This window comes from Streptomyces sp. NPDC021622 (genome assembly GCF_040640795.1).
Taxonomy (GTDB): Bacteria; Actinomycetota; Actinomycetes; order Streptomycetales; family Streptomycetaceae; genus Streptomyces.
The window spans coordinates 165542-183142 of record NZ_JBFACK010000003.1; the positions used below are offsets into that span (position 1 = coordinate 165542).

Here is a 17601-nt window from a genome sequence, read left to right on the forward strand (position 1 = left end):
GGCTGCGGCACCGCCCGCCCCGCGCCGCGTAATCGTGGCCGTAATCGTGAACGTGAACGTGCCATGAGCGCTCCCCCCGGGGCGTTCCTCGCCGCGCGGATGCTAGCGGCACGACGGGCGGCGAACAATGCCGCATGTCGGCCACCGGACAATGCCCCGGCACGCTCCCGCGGCCTCGTGGAAGGATGACCGGAAACGCCACAAGTCGTACCTGACGTACCTGAGGAGATGACCGCGTGCCCGGCACCAATCTGACCCGCGAAGAGGCGCAGCAGCGGGCGAAGCTGCTCACCGTTGATTCGTACGAGATCGATCTCGACCTCTCCGGCGCGCAAGAGGGCGGCACCTACCGGTCCGTGACCACGGTGCGCTTCGACTCCGCGGAGGCGAACGCCGAGACCTTCATCGACCTGGTGGCCCCCGCGGTCCACGAGGTGGTCCTGAACGGCCACTCGCTGGACGTCGCGGCGGTCTTCCGTGACGCGCGCATCGCGCTCAAGCACCTCGAGGCCGGGCCGAACGAGCTGAAGGTCGTCGCCGACTGCGACTACACCAACACCGGCGAGGGCCTGCACCGCTTCGTCGACCCGGTCGACCAACAGGCCTATCTCTACACGCAGTTCGAGGTCCCCGACGCGCGCCGCGTCTTCGCGTCGTTCGAACAGCCCGACCTCAAGGCGACGTTCCAGTTCACCGTGAAGGCGCCGACGGGCTGGACGGTGGTCTCCAACTCCCCGACTCCCGAGCCGAGCGGTGACGTCTGGGTCTTCGATCCGACGCCGCGCATGTCGACGTACATCACGGCGCTCATCGTCGGTCCGTATCACTCGGTCCACAGTTCGTACGAGGGTCCTGGCGGCCAGTCGGTTCCGCTCGGCATCTACTGCCGGCCCTCGCTGGCCGAGTTCCTCGACTCGGACGCGATCTTCGAGGTGACGCGGCAGGGCTTCGACTGGTTCCAGGAGAAGTTCGACTACGCGTACCCCTTCGCCAAGTACGACCAGCTCTTCGTGCCGGAGTTCAACGCGGGCGCGATGGAGAACGCGGGCGCGGTGACCATCCGCGACCAGTACGTGTTCCGTTCGAAGGTGACGGACGCGGCGTACGAGACGCGCGCGGAAACCATCCTCCACGAGCTGGCCCACATGTGGTTCGGCGACCTGGTGACGATGGAGTGGTGGAACGACCTGTGGCTGAACGAGTCGTTCGCCACGTACACGTCGATCGCCTGCCAGGCGTACGCGGAGAACTCGCGCTGGCCGCACTCCTGGACGACGTTCGCCAACTCCATGAAGACGTGGGCGTACCGCCAGGACCAGCTGCCCTCCACGCACCCGATCATGGCGGACATCCGCGACCTCGACGACGTCCTGGTCAACTTCGACGGCATCACGTACGCCAAGGGCGCGAGCGTGCTCAAGCAGCTCGTCGCGTACGTCGGCATGGACGAGTTCTTCCGCGGCGTGCAGGCGTACTTCAAGGCGCACGCGTTCGGCAACACGCGCCTTTCCGATCTGCTCGGCGCCCTTGAGGAGACGAGCGGACGCGACCTCAAGACGTGGTCGAAGAAGTGGCTTGAAACGGCGGGCATCAACGTCCTGCGTCCGGTCGTCGACGTCGACACGTCGGGCAAGATCACCTCATTCGCGGTCAAGCAGGAGGCGCCGGCGCTCCCGGCGGGCGCGAAGGGCGAGCCGACACTGCGCCCGCACCGGATCGCGATCGGCCTGTACGACATGGACGACGCATCCGGCAAGCTGCTGCGCACGGACCGCGTGGAACTGGACGTGGACGGCGAACTGACCGCGGTGGACGAGCTGGTGGGCCGCGTGCGCCCGGCCGTGATCCTGCTCAACGACGACGACCTCTCCTACGCGAAGGTCCGCCTGGACGCGGAGTCGCTCGCGTATGTGACGGACCACATCGGTTACTTCGAGGCCTCGCTGCCGCGGGCGCTGTCGTGGGCGTCGGCGTGGGACATGACGCGGGACGCGGAGCTGCCGACGCGGGACTATCTCGCGCTGGTCCTCTCCGGCATCGCGAAGGAGTCGGACATCGGGGTCGTGCAGTCCCTGCACCGTCAGGTGAAGCTGGCGCTCGACCTGTACGCGGCGCCGTCCGGACGCGAGGAGGCGCTGGCCCGCTGGACCGAGGCGACGCTCTCGCACCTGCGCTCGGCGGAGCCGGGCAGCGACCACCAGCTGGCGTGGGCGCGGGCGTTCGCGGCGACGGCGCGTACGGAGCAGCAGCTGACGCTCCTGGAGGAACTCCTCTCCGCCAAGCAGTCGGTCGAGGGCCTGGCCGTCGACACGGAGCTGCGCTGGGCGTTCGTGCACCGGCTCGCGGCGACGGGCCGGCTCGACGAGGCCGGAATCGCGGCGGAGCTGGAGCGCGACAAGACGGCGGCGGGCGAGCGGCACGCGGCGTCGGCGCGGGCTGCGCGGCCGACGGCTGCCGCGAAGGCCGAGGCATGGGCCTCGGTCGTCGAGTCGGACAAGCTCCCGAACGCGATCCAGGAGGCGGTGATCGGCGGCTTCGTCCAGACGGACCAGCGCGAACTTCTGGCCCCCTACACGGAGAAGTTCTTCGCGGCGGTCAAGGACGCGTGGGACTCCCGTTCGCACGAGATGGCACAGCAGATCGCGGTGGGCCTGTACCCGTCGCTCCAGGTCTCCCAGGCGACCCTGGACGCCACGGACGCATGGCTCTCCTCGGCCTCCCCCTCGGCGGCCCTGCGCCGCCTGATCACGGAGTCCCGCGCGGGCGTGGAGCGCGCCCTGCGGGCCCAGTCGGCCGACGCGTAGCCCTCTGACTGGTGTCCCGGCGTCGAGTTGGCGCCGGGGCCGCCCGGTTGTCCTGAGGTTGGCGGTTCCGGGCCGGGAGTCAAGGGCGCTCCTTCGTCGCGTCGGCTGCGCCGATTCCGCTTCGCTCCACCCTTGACACCCACCCCTCCACCGCGAGAAGGAAGACGACCGGGCGGCCACGAAGCGGGGCTCACGGGGACGGATCCTTGGGGCGTCCCGCTTTCCTGCCGGGTGCAGACCAGTTCGTAGCAGCGCAGCCAAGTGGGAGGGGTGGAAGGGCTGCGCGGCCGGCTCGGGGATGGGTCCCGGCTTCGTCAAGCGTCTGCCGCCCGGATCTCCCGGCCCGGCCAGGAGAGAGGGAGCAGGAGAGAGGGAGAGAGAGGGAGAGAGAGGGGGTGGGGGACCTACTTTGGGAAAGTTGCGTTTCGCAGTGCCGCGCGCCCCCCTTGTGTCAGAACACTACTTTTCCAAAGTAGGTCCCCCACCCCCCAGCCTCTGATGCGTGACGGTCACCCCGGAAGATCCGGTCGCCAGACGCTTGACGAGACCAGCACCCATCCCCGGACCGGCCGCGCACCCCTCCACCTCACGGCACGCTGCGACGAACCAGTCCGCACCCGGCAGACAAGCCGGATGACCCATCCCCGCAGTCCCGAGAGCCCCCTTTCGTGGCCGCCCGGTCAATTCGCTTCTTGCGGTGGAGGGTTGGGTGTCAAGGGTGGAGCGCAGCGGAATCGGCGCAGCCGACGCGTAGCGCAGCGGAGCGCCCTTGACTCCCGGCCCGGAACCGCCAACCTCGGGACAACCGGGCGGCCCCGGCGCCAATCAAGCACCGGGTCACCGAAGCCCCCGCTCCGGGACCGCCTCGCGGAGGGCCGTGAGGACTCGGGCGACGGCGGCTCCCGCTGAGGCGCCCCGGCGCACCGCCGCCACCACGTGGCGGCGAGGCCGGTCGGCGGAGAGTTCCCGCATCGTCACGCCGTCACGGCTGGCCGCCGCCATCCTCGGGACCAGCGCCACCCCCATCCCCGCCTCCACCATGGCGAGGATCGCCGTCCAGCCGGACGCGGAGTGCGCCTGTTCCGGCGAGAAGCCCGCCCCCTCGCACGCCGCCCGCGTGATCTCGGACCACGGCCCGCTTCCCCCGAAGATCCACGGCTCGCCCGCGAGATCGGCGAGCCGCAGCCCCTCCGCCGACGCAAGCGGATGATCCCCCGGCAGCGCCACGTCCAACGGGTCGGCAAGCAGCGACTCCCGCGTGAAGCGCGTGTCCGCGTCGGGCGATGCCGGCGCCTGGACCGCGAGGGACAGCGCCACGTCCACCTCCCCCGCCGCGAGGAGCTCGTACGCCTCCGCCGCCTCCGTCTCGCGCACCCGTACGGAGATGCCGGGCGCCGCCGCCCGCAGCGCCCGCACCGCCGGCACGACGAGCGCGGGCACGGCGGTCGAGAACGCCCCGACCCGCACCTCCCCGGCCTCCCCGTGCGCATACGCCGCCAACTCGGCGTCCGCACGCTCCAGTTGCGCGAAGACCGCCTCCGCGTGCCGCAGGACGAGGTGCGCCGCGTCCGTCAGGCGCACCCGGCGGCCGTGCGCCTCGAGCAGCGGCACCCCCAGCTGCTTGGCGAGGTTGGACAGTTGCTGCGACACCGCCGACGGCGTCATCCGCAGCGCCTGCGCCGTCGCGGTCACCGTGCCCCGCTCGCTCAACGTACGCAGGATCTGCAGTTTCTTGATGTCCCACTCGCTCATGGAAGCCAACGTACCCACCGGGCCGCGCCCGTCAGCCCGCAGCATCGCCCCGCACCCCCGCGCGGCGCCGCGTCACTTCGCCCTGCCGGCGGAGCCGAGCACGACCCCGCCCAGGATCAGCCCCATGCACATGACCTGCAGCCACCCCATCGCCTCGCCGAGCACCGCGAAGGACAGCAGGGCCACGCACACCGGCTGGAGGTAGTAGACGACTCCGGCACGGGCCGCGCCGATGATCGAGATCGCCTTGTTCCAGGCGAAGAAGGCGACCGCCGAGGACACCACGCCGACGTAGAGGAGCGGGGAGACCGTGCCGACCGTCGGCTCGAAGCCGCCCTGGATGACATGGCTCGCCACGAACACCGGAAGCAGCATCAGCGCACCCAGCACGAACGCCGCGAAGAGGAACGGCAGTCCGCCGATCTCGGCGGGCTTGCGCTTGAGCAGCGCGCTGTACGAGCCGAACGAGATCGCCCCCGCGATCACCCACAGGTCACCGACCGCGAAGTCCATGGAGAGGGAGCCCCCGGAGACAAGGATCAGCACGCCCGCGCAGGCGATCAGCATGCCCGTCACGCGGCGCGCCCCGAGCCGGGTACCGCCGACGCGTTCGTACACCGCCATCAGGACCGGTGAAGCGGCCATGATCATGCCCATGTTGCCCGCGGTGGTGGTCATCGCCGCCTGGTTCACCAGGGTGTTGTAGACCGTGATGCCCAGGAAGGACGCCAGGAGCAGGAAGCGGAAGTGCCTGCGGAGCAGGGCCCGTTGCCGCCAGGTCTGCCGTGCCGCGAACGGCGCGACGGCCACGATGGCGATGATCCACCGCCAGAACGCGTGCTGGATGGGCGGCACGCTGTCGTGCAGGGCCCGGGAGGTGACGAAGCTGCCCGACCAGACGACCGTGGCGAGCGCCGCGAGGGCGAGGCCGACGCCGATCGGGCGGGCGGCGCGCGGCGCCCGCTCCGGCTCGCTCGTCGTCGCGGTCGACGCGGTGGTGAGGGGGGTCCGGTCCAGGACAGTCACGTTGTATCCCTTGTCTTTCTCCCGGGCGGCCCGGGGGTTGGCTGGTTGCCGGACTACTGTCGCCCCTCCCAACCAGTCATGTCTATCGAAACTTTTCGACTATTTCATTAAGGGATAGCGAATGGTGCTAGTTGGTTCCCCATTCCGCGAGCGCCGCCCCCACAGCCCCCGCGTCCGCTTCCTCCGCCGCCCACGCGACGTACCCGTCGGGGCGGACCAGGACCGTCGTACGCCGGTCGCCGGCCCAGTGCGCCACCACGGTCCGGCCGTGCGAGGCCGGCTCGTGCTCCGCACCCTCCGGGCGGATCAGTACGAACTCGCCCTCGCGCAGCGCCTCGTAGAGCCGCCCCTCCCGGAGCGCGACATCCGGGGCCCTGCGACCCGCGAGGTCATGGGCGTCCTTGGGGGCCGGGTAGGCGTAACCGACGCCCGTGATCTGGCCGAGCACCTTGGCGCGGACCCGCGGGGCGCGGTTGACGAAGGCGGCGACCGCGGCGCGGGCGGCCAGCGTCCACGGGCGCTTGGCCATCGCGAGCCTGACCATGCCGCCGCTGCTGCGCAGGACCATCTTGCCGACGGGGTGCCGCTCGGCCTGGTAGCTGTCCAACAGCCCTTCCGGGGCGCGGCCTTCGACCGCCGCGGCCAGCTTCCAGCTGAGGTTCGCGGCGTCCTGGAGACCGGTGTTCATGCCCTGCCCGCCCGCCGGGCTGTGGACGTGCGCGGCGTCACCGGCGAGGAAGACCCGGCCGACGCGGTAGGCGGGCGCCTGCCGCTCGTCACTGTGGAAGCGGGACATCCAGCGGGCGTCGTACATGCCGTAGTCGCGGCCGAGCGCGCTGCGGGTGATCTCCTTGACCTCGTCGAGGTCGAGCGGCTCGCTGTCGGGGACGTTGCGGGCGCGGTTCCAGCCGATGACGCGGTAGTAGCCGTCCGCGAAGGGCGCGATGAAGGCGAAGGCATCACCGGCGGCGTTCACCGTGAGCATCGAGGCGGGCTTCTCGGCGAGCCTGACGTCGGCGAGGACGAGCGAGCGGATCACGGACCTGCCGGGGAAGGGCAGGCCGACCGCCTCGCGCACCGCACTGTGCAGCCCGTCCGCGCCGACCACATAGGCGGCCCTGCGGGTGCCCGACTCCCCGCCGGGGCCGCGGACTTCGAGGCGCACCCCGTCCGCGTCCTGCGTCAGGCCGGTGACCTCGGTGTCGTACTCGAAGCGCACCCCGGCGTCGTCCGCACGCCGCTTCAGGACCTTCTCCACCTCGTACTGCGGCAGGACGAGGAGGTGACGGAAGCGGGAGGGCAGCTCTTCGAGGTCGAAGGAGAGGTGCCGGAAGATGCGCAGCGCGCCGAGCGCCTCCCCCTTGGCCTCGACCTCGTCGGCGAGCCCCCGGGCGTCGAACTGCTCCAGGGTGCGGGCGTGCAGGACCATGGCGCGCGACAGATTGCTGATCCCGGGTGCGCGCCTCTCGATGACCGTGACCGGTACGCCCGCGACGGCGAGGTCGCCCGCGAGCAGCAGACCGGTGGGGCCGGAACCGACGACGATGACAGTGGTGTCGTTCATGGCTGCCTCCTTATGCCAACGCTTGTTGGTCAACACGTGTTGGTCAACGCTTGTTGGCTAACGTAGAGCCGGCACCCTGGACTGTCAACAGGTGTTGGCCTACGCTTGTTGGCATGACATCGACGCCCCCGGTCGCACGCCGTTCCGACAGCACTCGCGCCGCCATCGTCGCCGCGGCCCGCGAGCGGTTCGCCGCCGACGGGTACGAGCGCGCGACCATCCGCGCCATCGCCAAGGACGCGAAGATCGACCCGTCGATGGTGATGCGCTACTTCGGCAGCAAGGAAGGCCTCTTCGAGGCGGCCATGACCGTCGACCTGCGCCTTCCGGACCTCGCGCACACACCGCGCGAGGACATCGGGCGGGTGCTTGTCACGCACTTCATCGACATCTGGGACGAGGCCGACGTGCTCACCGCGCTGCTCCGCGCCGGGATCACCAACACGGCGGGGGCCGAGCGCACGCAGGCCATCTTCCGGCAGCAGCTCCTGCCGGTGGCCCTGAGCGTCTGCCCCGAACCCGCCGCCGCCCGGACCCGGGCCGGGCTCGTCGCCTCACAGATCCTCGGCATGGCCCTGACCCGGTACGTGCTGCGGTTCCCGCCGACCGTCGAGCTGACCCGCGAGGAGATCGCGGACTGGCTCGGCCCCACGGTTCAGCGCTATCTGACGGCGGAGCAGCCCTGAAAACGCGTAGGGGGCGCTCTTGATCAACGTACGTCGATCAAGAGCGCCCCCTACGGAGAGCTCAGGAAGTACTCAAGAAGTACTCAGTAAGTGAAGTGCGGCGTCAGCCCTGCTTCTCCTGCTTGCGGGTCTTGTCACCGACCATCACGAGGCCCGCGATCACCAGGAACAGCACGATGGGCGCCACGACATAGAGGCCGAGCGTGTCGATCACGCTCAGGCCCGGACCCGGGTCGTCGCCGTCGTCGCGCGTGAGCGCGAGCGCGGGGGACGACATGAGCAGCATCATCAGCGTCGTACCGGAAGCCAGGGCGCCGGCGCGCAGGGCGTTCTTCTTGTCCACGGTGCCAACGTAGCGAACAGCTAAACGGGGCGCGCGCCCGGGGGTGCCGTACGAGTGCGACCGCGGCCCTGGCCGCGGCCGCGGAACACGTCCATGAACGCGTGCAGACGGGGTGACGCGGCCAGTTCCTCCAGGGTGACGGGGCGGCCTTCGGCGTCCGCGATCGGCAGCCGCCAGTTCGGATACTCGCCCAGGGTGCCCGGCAGGTTCTGCGGGCGCCGGTCGCCGACCGCGTCCGGCAGCCAGACGCCCACCATGCGGGCCGGCGTCGCGAGCAGGAAGCGGTGTACGGCGCGGATCTCGTCCTCCTCGTGACCGCCGCCGCCCGGCAGCATGCCGAGCCGGGCCAGGAGTCCGAGCCACTCCCGTACGTCGGCCGCGGCCGCGGCGCCCTCCACCTCCGCCGGGCGGGTCAACAGGCCCAGGCGGTGCCGGAGTTGGACGTGCTCGCCGGTGATGCGGGCCGCGGTGGACGGCAGGTCGTGCGTGGTGGCGGTGGCCAGGCAGTCGGCGCGCCACCGCTCGGGCGGCAGCGGCCGGCCCGTGCCCTCCCAGTCCCGCTCGAACCAGAGCACGGAGGTGCCGAGCACGCCGTGCCCGCGCAGGGTCTCGCGGACGCCGGGCGCCACGGTGCCGAGGTCCTCGCCGATGACGAGGGCGCCCGCGCGGTGCGCCTCCAGGCAGAGGATCGCGAGCATCGCCTCCGCGTCGTAGTGGACGTACGTCCCGTCCGTGGGCGCGCGGCCCTCGGGGACCCACCAGAGGCGGAAGAGCCCCATCACGTGGTCGACGCGCAGTGCGCCCGCGTGCCGGAGCAGTCCGCGCAACAGGGCGCGGTAGGGGGCGTACCCGGACTCGGCGAGGCGGTCGGGGCGCCAGGGCGGCAGGCCCCAGTCCTGGCCGCGCGCGTTGAACGCGTCCGGCGGGGCGCCCACCGACATGCGGGCGGCGAAGTGCCGCTGCTGTGCCCACGCGTCGGCGCCGCCCGGGTGCACGCCGACCGCGAGGTCGTGGACGAGGCCGATGCCCATGCCCGCGTCGCGCGCGGTGCGCTGCGCGGCGGCGAGCTGGGCGTCGGTGAGCCAGGCGAGGCGGCTGTGGAAGTCGACGCGGTCCATCGCGTCGCGGCGGGCGCGGGCGGTCGGGGACGAGACCGGGTCCCGCAGCGGGGCGGGCCAGGCGTGCCAGTCGGGGCCGTGCAGCTCGGCGAGCGCGCACCAGGTGGCGTGGTCCTCGAGCGCCTCGCCGTGCTCGGCGATGAACTCGTTGTACGCGGCTCTCCGGCCGGGGCCGAGCGGGACCCGCGCGATCAGTTCGAGGGCTTCGAGCTTGAGCGCCCAGACCGCGTCACGGTCGATCAACTCGCCCTCGTGGAGGACCGATTCACGCAGGCGTGCGGCGTTGCGGGAGAGCGCGTCGACCCGGTCGCGGGCCTCGCCCCGCAGGTACGCGTACTCGGGGATCTCCTCGATGCGCAGATGTACGGGATCGGGGAAGCGGCGTGACGAGGGGCGGTACGGGGAGGGGTCCGACGGCCCGCCCTGCGGTTTGGGGACCGCGGCGTGCAAGGGATTGACCTGTACGAACCCCGCGCCGACGGCCCGCCCCGACCAGGCCACGAGCTCGGCCAGGTCGCCGAGGTCGCCCATGCCCCAGGAACGGGCGGAGAGCAGTGAGTAGAGCTGGACCAGCAGGCCGTGGGTCCGCTCGGGCGGGGGCGGGAGGCGGTAGGGGGCGACGATGAGATGCGCGCCCGCGCTCTGCCCGCCGGGGACGGTGGCCCGCATCCGGTGCACGCCGTGCGGCAGCGGTCGCGGAGGCTCGGCCGGCGTCTCCCACTCCAGGCGCTCTCCCCGCTCGGTGCGGACCGCCATGCGCGTACCGCCCGGCAGGCCTGCCCAGGGCTCGGCCTGCTCGGGCCCGCCCTGCCACACCACCACCGTCGGCGGCAGCAGCCGTGCCCGCCGCCCGGTCTCGTACGCCGTGAGGGCATCCCGGATCGCCTCGGGTGTGCTCGCGTCCACGTCGAGGGCGGCCAGGGCCGCGACGACGGCGGCGTCCGCGGCCGGGACCGTGCGGTCCGGGGACGGGGAGTAAGAAGTCGCCACGCCGTGACAGGCGGCGAGGCGTGAAAGCCCGGAAGGTTCGCCGGCGGCAGCTCCGGGTGGGGCCATCTAGACCCCCATGTAGTCCAGGCCCGAGGCCGTGCCGGTGGAGGTCGGCTCGCTGGTCAGCGGCGCGGCGTCGGCGAGCGGCGGCTCGCTGGTGAGGGGGGCGGCGTCCGCGAGCGGGGGCTCACTGGTCAGGGGCGGTTCGAGGCAGCCGCAGGAGCAGGAGCCATCGAGTCCCGAGTCGGGGTCCGAGACCTGTTTGGAGAGGGCGGAGAGGAGGAGATTCGCCGAAGCGGCCACGTGGGAGCTCCTTTTCAGGGGGCAGGTCATCGCAGCCCTACCCAGTGCGCGGGTTCGCAGACATATCCGTTGTATGAACGTGCGCGTGCTCACATTCGTTTCCCAAAGGGCACGCTCCCCGCAAGATCTTCCTTTCCGGGGCTCGGCCCGCAGCTGCGGGCCGGAGAAGGGAGAAACCCCCCACAACCCCCACCGCCGTTGACACCCCCGCCACCCGAGTGGTGGGCTCAGTGACACCCTGAGACAACAGACGCACCACACGTGATCATCAGCACAAGGGACAACAAGGAGAGGGCCGTGCAGCTGCGGCGCAGGAAGGGCGCGGCCGCCATCGCCGTCGCCGTCATCGCAGGCGCACTCAGCGGCGCCCCCGGCGCCGTCGCAGCCCCGGGCATCCCCGGACAGCCCGGCGCCCCCGCCACCACCCCGGACGACGACCGGGAGTCCGACGCCCTCCCCCCGGTCTGGCCCCGACCCCAGTCGATGACCGCCGCCGGAGCACCGGTCACCGTCACCGACGAGGTCGTCCTGGTCACGGCGGCGACCGGCGGCCGCGCCCCGGACCCGTACGCCATGGAAGCGCTCCGCACCCTCCTGCGGGACGCGGGCGCCCGCGAGATCACCGAGGTGCAGGACGGGGAGCGGCTCCCCGCCGGCGGCAGCCGTCTGATCGTCCGCGTCGACGGCACCGGCGCCGACCAGGCCCTGCGCGCCCTCCGCGCCCGCGACCGCAGGGACCTCCCGTCCGGCGGCTACCGCCTCGCGGTGGGCCGCGTCGCCGGGCAGGAGACCATCGCCCTCTCCGGAGCCGGCGACGACGGCCTCTTCCACGGCGTGCAGACCCTGAAGCAGCTGCGCTCCGGGAAGACCGTCCCCGGCGTGAACATCCGCGACTGGCCAGGCACCGCGGTGCGCGGCATGACGGAGGGCTTCTACGGCACCCCCTGGACCCGCGAACAGCGCCTGGACCAGCTGGATTTCATGGGCCGCACCAAGCAGAACCGGTACCTCTACGCGCCCGGCGACGACCTCTACCGCCAGGCCCGCTGGCGCGAGCCGTACCCCGCCGACCAGCGCGCCGACTTCCGCGCCCTCGCCGACCGCGCCAAGCGCAATCACGTGACGCTCGCCTGGGCCGTCGCCCCCGGCCAGGCCATGTGCATGTCGTCGGACAAGGACGTCAGGGCCCTCAACCGCAAGATCGACGCGATGTGGGCGCTTGGCGTGCGCGCCTTCCAGCTGCAGTTCCAGGACGTCAGCTACAGCGAATGGCACTGCGACCAGGACGCCGAGACCTTCGGGTCGGGGCCCGAGGCCGCCGCGAAGGCGCAGGCCCGGGTCGCCAACGCCGTTGCCGCGCACCTCGCCGAGCGCCACCCGGACGCGAAGCCGCTCTCCCTCATGCCGACCGAGTACTTCCAGGACGGCTCGACCGCGTACCGCGACGCCGTCGCGGCGGAACTGGACCGTGGCATCGAGGTCGCCTGGACCGGTGTCGGTGTCGTCCCCAAGACCATCACCGGGCGCGAACTGGCGGGCGCCCGCGAGGCGTTCGGCTCGCACCCGCTGGTGACGATGGACAACTACCCGGTCAACGACTTCGCACAGGACCGGATCTTCCTCGGCCCCTACACGGGCCGTGAGCCCGCCGTGGCCACCGGCTCCGCGGCGCTGCTCGGCAACGCGATGGAGCAGCCGTCGGCGTCCCGCATCCCGCTGTTCACCGCCGCCGACTACGCGTGGAACCCCCGCGCCTACCGCCCGCACGAGTCCTGGCTCGCCGCGATCGACGACCTCTCGGGCGGCGACGCGAAGGCGCGGGGCGCCCTGCGCGCCCTCGCGGGCAATGACGCGTCGTCCGTCCTCGGCGCGGACGAGTCGGCGTATCTGCGGCCGCTCATGGACGGCCTCTGGCGCGCCCGTACGACGGCCGACAAGGCCCGCATCGAGAAGTCGGGGCAGGCGCTGCGCGACGCGTTCACCGTCATGAAGGAGGCGCCGCGGCGGCTCGCCGACAGCGATCTGGACGCCGAAGTCGGGCCCTGGATCCAGCAGTTGGCCCGCTATGGCGAGGCCGGCGAGACGGCGGTCGACATGCTGCGCGCACAGTCCAAGGGGGACGGCGCCGCCGCCTGGCGCGCCTCGCGCACCCTGGCCGGACTCCAGAAGGAGCTGAAGGCCGCACAGGTGACGGTCGGCAAGGGCGTCCTCGACCCCTTCCTGGCCCGGGCGCAGAAGGCGTACGGCACCTGGGTGGGGCTCGACAGCGACCAGGCGTCGGACCGCGCGACGGTCCGCGTGCCCCGGGCCCGCCCCCTCGCCGCGGTGACGGCGCTGACCGACCCCGGCACGAAGGGCAGCGTCGAGGCGCACGTCCCCGGTGAGGGCTGGCGTCGCATCGGCGCCCTGTCCGGCAGCGGTTTCACGGAGGCCGAGGCCAAGGACGAGCGCGCCGACGCGGTGCGGGTCACCGTCACCGAGGGCACCGTCCGCCATGTCGTGCCCTGGTACGCCGACGCCCCCGCCGCCAAGTTCTCGCTGGCCCGCACGGAGGCCGACGCGGAGATCGGCGGCGGCCCGCAGCGCGTCACGGCCAGGCTGCTCTCGCTGCGGCCCGGGGACGTGCGGGGCGAGGTCACGGCCAAGGCCCCCAAGGGCATCGAGGTCCGCACCCCGGAGAGGTCCACGCTGCCGCGCGGCACCGAGGTGGACGTCCCGGTGGATGTGACCGTCCCCGCGGGCACGCGCTCGGGAACGTACGAGATTCCCGTCACGTTCGACGGCCAGACCAAGACCGTCTCGATCCGCGCCTTCCCGCGCACCGAAGGCCGCGATCTGGCGCGCGGCGCGAAGGCGTCGTCGTCCGGCGACGAGACGAAGGACTTCCCGGCGTCCGGCGCCAACGACGGCGACCCGAAGACCCGCTGGTCGTCCCCGGCAAACGACAACGCCTGGTGGCAGCTGGAGCTGGCCGAGCCGGTCAGGCTCGGCCAGGTGGTCCTTCGCTGGCAGGACGCGTACGCGGCGGGCTACCGCGTGCAGACGTCGGCCGACGGCAGGACGTGGCGCACGGCGGCGACGGTGAAGGACGGCAAGGGCGGCCGCGAGGCGGTCCGCATGGACGCGCGTGACACCCGCTACATCCGCATACAGGGCGACAAGCGGGCGACGCGCTTCGGTTACTCGCTGTGGTCGGTGGAGGCGTACGCGGTCGCCGACGACTGACGACCGCGTACACACTCGCGTCGTACGCGTTCACGCGTTCACGCGTTCACGTACAACAAAGGCCCGGATCGTTTGCTAGGCAGAAATGCCGTCGATCCGAGCCATCGCGTCGTCCGCGCCGAACGGCTGCAAGTACGGCAGCCAGCGCGGATCCCTATGCCCGGTCCCGATGATGCGCCACGCGAGCCCCGAGGGCGGCGCGGGCTTGTGACGCAGGCGCCATCCCAGCTCCAGGAGGTGCCGGTCGGCCTTGACGTGATTGCAGCGGCGGCAGGAAGCCACCACATTTTCCCAGGCGTGCTGACCGCCACGGCTCTTCGGAATGACGTGGTCGACGCTGGTTGCGACGCCACCGCAGTACATGCACCGACCGCCGTCGCGGGCGAAGAGCGCCCGCCTGGTCAGAGGAACGGGCCCCCTGTAAGGGACCCGGACGAACCGCTTGAGGCGGACCACGCTGGGTGCGGGGACAGTGCGCGTTGCGCTGTGCATGAAGGCGCCGGATTCCTCGAGGCAGAGAGCCTTGTTCTCCAGGACGAGGACGAGCGCGCGGCGGAGCGGTACGACACCCAGTGGCTCGTACGACGCATTGAGGACCAGGACGTGCGGCACGGATGCCTCCTTGTACGCCGGCGGCGCGTGGCTCGCGCCGGGACGATCTGTAGCCAGTCTCCCCTCATGCCTGGTCCAAGCGCCACCATGTCCTGGTAACGGGCTCGGAGTGTTTTCGACCACACCTGTACGTCACCCTCATCTTCCCCAGGTGAACACCGTCTCTCCCTCGAACATGACAACGATCCACACACAATGCCCCGTTAGTGTGGTGTCTCTGCCCGGCGCATCTTCTGGGCAGACCGCTATGCCTGGAGGTACCTGCCGTGCTCTTGTCCGTCCTGTCGGCGGCCGGATCGGACCCGGACGACAAGTCGACGAAGCCCCCGACCCTGGAAGACGCCCAGGAGAGCGCGACGAACGCCGCGAGCTGGGTGGAGCAGAACTGGTCGACCTGGCTCAGCATCGGGCTCCGCATCCTGCTGATCGTCGCCATAGCGGTCGTCCTGCGGGTCCTGATCCGGCGCGCCATCACCAAGCTGATAGACCGCATGAACCGCACGGCGCAGGCCGTCGACGGCACGGCGCTCGGTGGGCTTCTGGTGAACGTGGAGCGCCGCCGCCAGCGTTCGCAGGCGATCGGCTCGGTCCTCCGTTCGGTGGCGTCGTTCGTGATCCTCGGCACGGCGGCGCTGATGATCCTCGGCACGTTCCAGATCAACCTGGCCCCGCTGCTCGCGTCCGCCGGTGTGGCGGGCGTGGCGATCGGCTTCGGTGCGAGGAACTTGGTGACCGACTTCCTCTCCGGCGTTTTCATGATCCTGGAGGACCAGTACGGCGTGGGCGACTCGATCGACGCGGGCGTCGCGTCGGGCGAGGTGATCGAGGTGGGCCTGCGTGTGACGAAGCTGCGCGGCGACAACGGCGAGATCTGGTACGTCCGCAACGGCGAGGTCAAGCGCATCGGCAACCTCAGCCAGGGCTGGTCGACGGCGGGCGTGGACGTGACGGTCCGTCCGGACGAGGACCTGGAGAAGGTGAAGGCCACGCTGACGGAGGTCGGCGAGACCATGGCGAAGGACGAGCCGTGGAACGAGCGGCTGTGGGGGCCGGTGGAGGTTCTGGGCCTGGACAGTGTGCTCCTGGATCAGATGGTGGTGCGCGTCTCCGCCAAGACGATGCCGGGGAAGGCGTTGGGTGTGGAGCGGGAGCTGCGCTGGCGCATCAAGCGGGCGTTCGACGCGGCGGGGATCCGCATCGTGGGCGGACTGCCCCTGCAGGCGGCGGAGGAGACGGCGCCCGATCCCTCGGCGGGAGTTGCGGCCCCTTCCGCGTACGCGTCTTCTACTTCGCCCCAGTCGCTGGCGGCTTCGCCGATTGCGCCGCCGCCGAATCTTTCGAAGTAGCGGGGGCCTTTGGTGGGCCTGTGGCTTTGATGGGTGCCGGGGCCGCCCGGTTGTCCTGAGGTTGGCGGTTCCGGGCCGGGTGTAAAGGGCGCTCCCTTCGGTCGCGTCGGCTGCGCCGATTCCGCTGCGCTTCACCCTTGACACCCAACCCTCCACCGCGAGAAGCGAATTGACCGGGCGGCCACGAAGCGGGGCTCACGGGGACGAGTCCTTGGGGCGTCCGGCTTCGCGGCCGGGTGCGGACTAGTTCGTCGCAGCGTGCCGTGAGGCTGGAGGGGTGCGCGGCCGGTCCGGGGAGCGGTGCCGGTCTCGTCAAGCGTCTGACGACCGGATCTTCCGGGGTGGCCGGGAGAGGGGGGTGGGGAACCTACTTTGGGAAAGTTGCGTTTGCCCATCGCGCGCGCCCCCCTTGTGCACCCAGGTAACGACTTGGTTGCCGCCCTCACCCCCGCTCTTGACGCCCCCGCCACGCCGGAATTACCTTCCTCACACCCAATAGGAAAGTTTCCTAACAGTGTGGCGCCGGTACGGTCCGTACAGGCACGTTCCGTACTGACGCAGGGGCGAGGAGCAGCTCATGGGTGGCCCGACCGAGAGTTCGGCCCGCGGCGCGACCGGCGGCGGGTCCACGCCCGGCACCCCGCGGGTCCTGCGCGCGATGAACGACCGCGCCGCCCTCGATCTGCTGCTCGCGCACGGCCCCCTGTCGCGAACGAAGATCGGGAAGCTCACCGGGCTCTCCAAGCCCACGGCTTCCCAGCTCCTCGCCCGCCTCGAAGCGGCGGGTCTGGTGAAGGCCACCGGGACGACCGAGGGCCGGCCCGGGCCCAACGCCCAGTTGTACGGCGTCAATCCGACCGCCGCCTACGCCGCCGGACTCGACGTCAACCCCGACCGCATCCGCGCCGCCGTCGCCGACGTCACGGGCAAGACCGTCGGCGAGTTCCGGCTCCCGACGCCCGGCCGCCGCGCCGAACCCGTCGTACGCCAGGTGACCGAGGCACTCGACGGTGCGGTGAAGGCCGCCGGGCTCGCCCGTTCCGATGTGCACCGGCTCGTCATCGGCACCCCCGGCGCCTTCGACCCCAACACCGGCCGCCTCCGGTACGCCTCGCACCTGCCCGGCTGGCACTTCGCCACCCTCCTCGACGAGCTCGCGGCCGCGCTGCCGATGCCCGTCGAGTACGAGAACGACGTAAACCTCGCCGCGATCGCCGAGCAGCGGCTCGGCGCGGCGAGAGAGCATGAAGACTTCGTGTTGCTGTGGAATCAGGAAGGGCTCGGCGCCGCCCTTGTGATCGGGGGGCGGCTGCACCGCGGCTGGACCGGCGGCGCGGGCGAGATCGGGTTCCTGCCCGTCCCCGGCGCCCCTCTCGTACGCCAGGTCACCAAGGCCAACAGCGGTGGCTATCAAGAGCTTGCCGGGTCGCAGGTCATCCCGAAGCTCGCGCGCGATCTCGGGATCTCGCCCATCCCCCACGGGCCGTACGCCGATGTCGCCGCCGCCCTCCTCGCGCAGGCCGCCGCCGTCGACGACGGGCCCCACCGGCAGCTCCTGGAGACGTACGCGACCGGCCTCGCCACCGGTCTCGCCTCGCTCATCGCCGTATTCGACCCCGAACTCGTCGTGCTCAGCGGCTCGTTGCACACCGCGGGCGGCGAGCCGCTGCGTCAGCTGATCCAGGCCGAGCTCGACGAGCTGGCCGTCTCACGTCCCCGTCTCGTCGTCGGGGAAGTCGCCGAACACCCCGTGCTGCGCGGCGCGTTGGAGAGCGCGCTGGCCGCCACCCGTGACGAGGTCTTCGACACCTCGCGCTGATCCCCTCCCCGCA

At 71.5% G+C, this 17601-nt stretch carries 12 protein-coding genes; 5 read left to right on the forward strand and 7 right to left on the reverse strand.

What is annotated here, in order from left to right:
- The first annotated feature begins 236 nt into the window (after nucleotides 1–236).
- Nucleotides 237–2804, forward strand: coding sequence for an aminopeptidase N (gene pepN, locus AB0G47_RS08200; protein WP_360765476.1), 2568 nt, complete (start codon nucleotides 237–239; stop codon nucleotides 2802–2804).
- An 837-nt stretch (nucleotides 2805–3641) separates the two neighbouring features.
- On the opposite strand, the gene AB0G47_RS08205 is transcribed toward pepN, so the two are convergent.
- The 3 genes from AB0G47_RS08205 to AB0G47_RS08215 all read right to left on the reverse strand — a co-directional run bounded on the left by AB0G47_RS08205 (nucleotide 3642) and on the right by AB0G47_RS08215 (nucleotide 7146).
- Nucleotides 3642–4556 (reverse strand): LysR family transcriptional regulator, encoded by a 915-nt coding sequence (locus AB0G47_RS08205; RefSeq protein WP_360765479.1) that lies wholly within the window; start codon nucleotides 4554–4556, stop codon nucleotides 3642–3644.
- A gap of 72 nt (nucleotides 4557–4628) precedes the next feature.
- Nucleotides 4629–5495: a DMT family transporter gene (locus AB0G47_RS08210; RefSeq protein ID WP_360766531.1), complete on the reverse strand. Its 867-nt coding sequence runs from the start codon at nucleotides 5493–5495 to the stop codon at nucleotides 4629–4631.
- 214 nt (nucleotides 5496–5709) lie between these two features.
- Nucleotides 5710–7146: an FAD-dependent monooxygenase gene (locus AB0G47_RS08215; RefSeq protein WP_360765481.1), complete on the reverse strand. Its 1437-nt coding sequence runs from the start codon at nucleotides 7144–7146 to the stop codon at nucleotides 5710–5712.
- Between the two features lie 113 nt (nucleotides 7147–7259).
- Here AB0G47_RS08215 and AB0G47_RS08220 point away from each other — a divergent pair, with 113 nt between their 5' ends.
- Nucleotides 7260–7832 carry a TetR family transcriptional regulator gene (locus AB0G47_RS08220; RefSeq protein ID WP_360765483.1) on the forward strand — a complete coding sequence of 191 codons (573 nt, stop codon included), beginning with the start codon at nucleotides 7260–7262 and terminating at the stop codon, nucleotides 7830–7832.
- A 103-nt stretch (nucleotides 7833–7935) separates the two neighbouring features.
- Here the strand turns inward: AB0G47_RS08220 and AB0G47_RS08225 are convergent, their stop codons facing one another.
- Genes AB0G47_RS08225 through AB0G47_RS08235 form a run of 3 tightly spaced genes read right to left on the reverse strand, consistent with a single transcriptional unit; the run spans nucleotide 7936 to nucleotide 10586 of the window.
- Nucleotides 7936–8175 carry a hypothetical protein gene (locus AB0G47_RS08225; protein WP_266866897.1) on the reverse strand — a complete coding sequence of 80 codons (240 nt, stop codon included), beginning with the start codon at nucleotides 8173–8175 and terminating at the stop codon, nucleotides 7936–7938.
- Between the two features lie 20 nt (nucleotides 8176–8195).
- Nucleotides 8196–10349 (reverse strand): 4-alpha-glucanotransferase, encoded by a 2154-nt coding sequence (malQ, locus tag AB0G47_RS08230; protein WP_360765486.1) that lies wholly within the window; start codon nucleotides 10347–10349, stop codon nucleotides 8196–8198.
- On the reverse strand, nucleotides 10350–10586 hold the full coding sequence (locus AB0G47_RS08235; RefSeq protein WP_266866893.1) for a hypothetical protein: 237 nt from the start codon (nucleotides 10584–10586) through the stop codon (nucleotides 10350–10352). It lies immediately after the preceding gene.
- Between the two features lie 297 nt (nucleotides 10587–10883).
- Between AB0G47_RS08235 and AB0G47_RS08240 the strand changes: the two genes are divergently transcribed.
- Entirely contained in the window at nucleotides 10884–13811 is a 2928-nt protein-coding gene (locus tag AB0G47_RS08240) for a beta-N-acetylglucosaminidase domain-containing protein (protein WP_360766535.1), read from the forward strand.
- A gap of 75 nt (nucleotides 13812–13886) precedes the next feature.
- Here the strand turns inward: AB0G47_RS08240 and AB0G47_RS08245 are convergent, their stop codons facing one another.
- A complete protein-coding gene (locus tag AB0G47_RS08245; RefSeq protein ID WP_360765489.1) occupies nucleotides 13887–14423 on the reverse strand; it encodes an HNH endonuclease in 537 nt (178 codons plus the stop codon).
- Nucleotides 14424–14689: 266 nt separating this feature from the next.
- Between AB0G47_RS08245 and AB0G47_RS08250 the strand changes: the two genes are divergently transcribed.
- Both AB0G47_RS08250 and AB0G47_RS08255 read left to right on the forward strand, forming a co-directional pair.
- Entirely contained in the window at nucleotides 14690–15769 is a 1080-nt protein-coding gene (locus tag AB0G47_RS08250; RefSeq protein ID WP_360765491.1) for a mechanosensitive ion channel family protein, read from the forward strand.
- A gap of 577 nt (nucleotides 15770–16346) precedes the next feature.
- Nucleotides 16347–17588, forward strand: a complete 1242-nt coding sequence (locus AB0G47_RS08255; RefSeq protein ID WP_360765494.1) for an ROK family transcriptional regulator — start codon at nucleotides 16347–16349, stop codon at nucleotides 17586–17588.
- Nucleotides 17589–17601: the final 13 nt, after the last annotated feature.

Bases quoted from the DNA above. Each gene is read 5' to 3' on its own strand.
- AB0G47_RS08220 (WP_360765483.1), top strand. From the start codon at position 7,260: ATGACATCGACGCCCCCGGTCGCACGCCGTTCCGACAGCACTCGCGCC.
- AB0G47_RS08205 (WP_360765479.1), bottom strand. From the start codon at position 4,556: ATGAGCGAGTGGGACATCAAGAAACTGCAGATCCTGCGTACGTTGAGC.
- malQ (WP_360765486.1), bottom strand. From the start codon at position 10,349: ATGGCCCCACCCGGAGCTGCCGCCGGCGAACCTTCCGGGCTTTCACGC.
- AB0G47_RS08215 (WP_360765481.1), bottom strand. From the start codon at position 7,146: ATGAACGACACCACTGTCATCGTCGTCGGTTCCGGCCCCACCGGTCTG.
- AB0G47_RS08255 (WP_360765494.1), top strand. From the start codon at position 16,347: ATGGGTGGCCCGACCGAGAGTTCGGCCCGCGGCGCGACCGGCGGCGGG.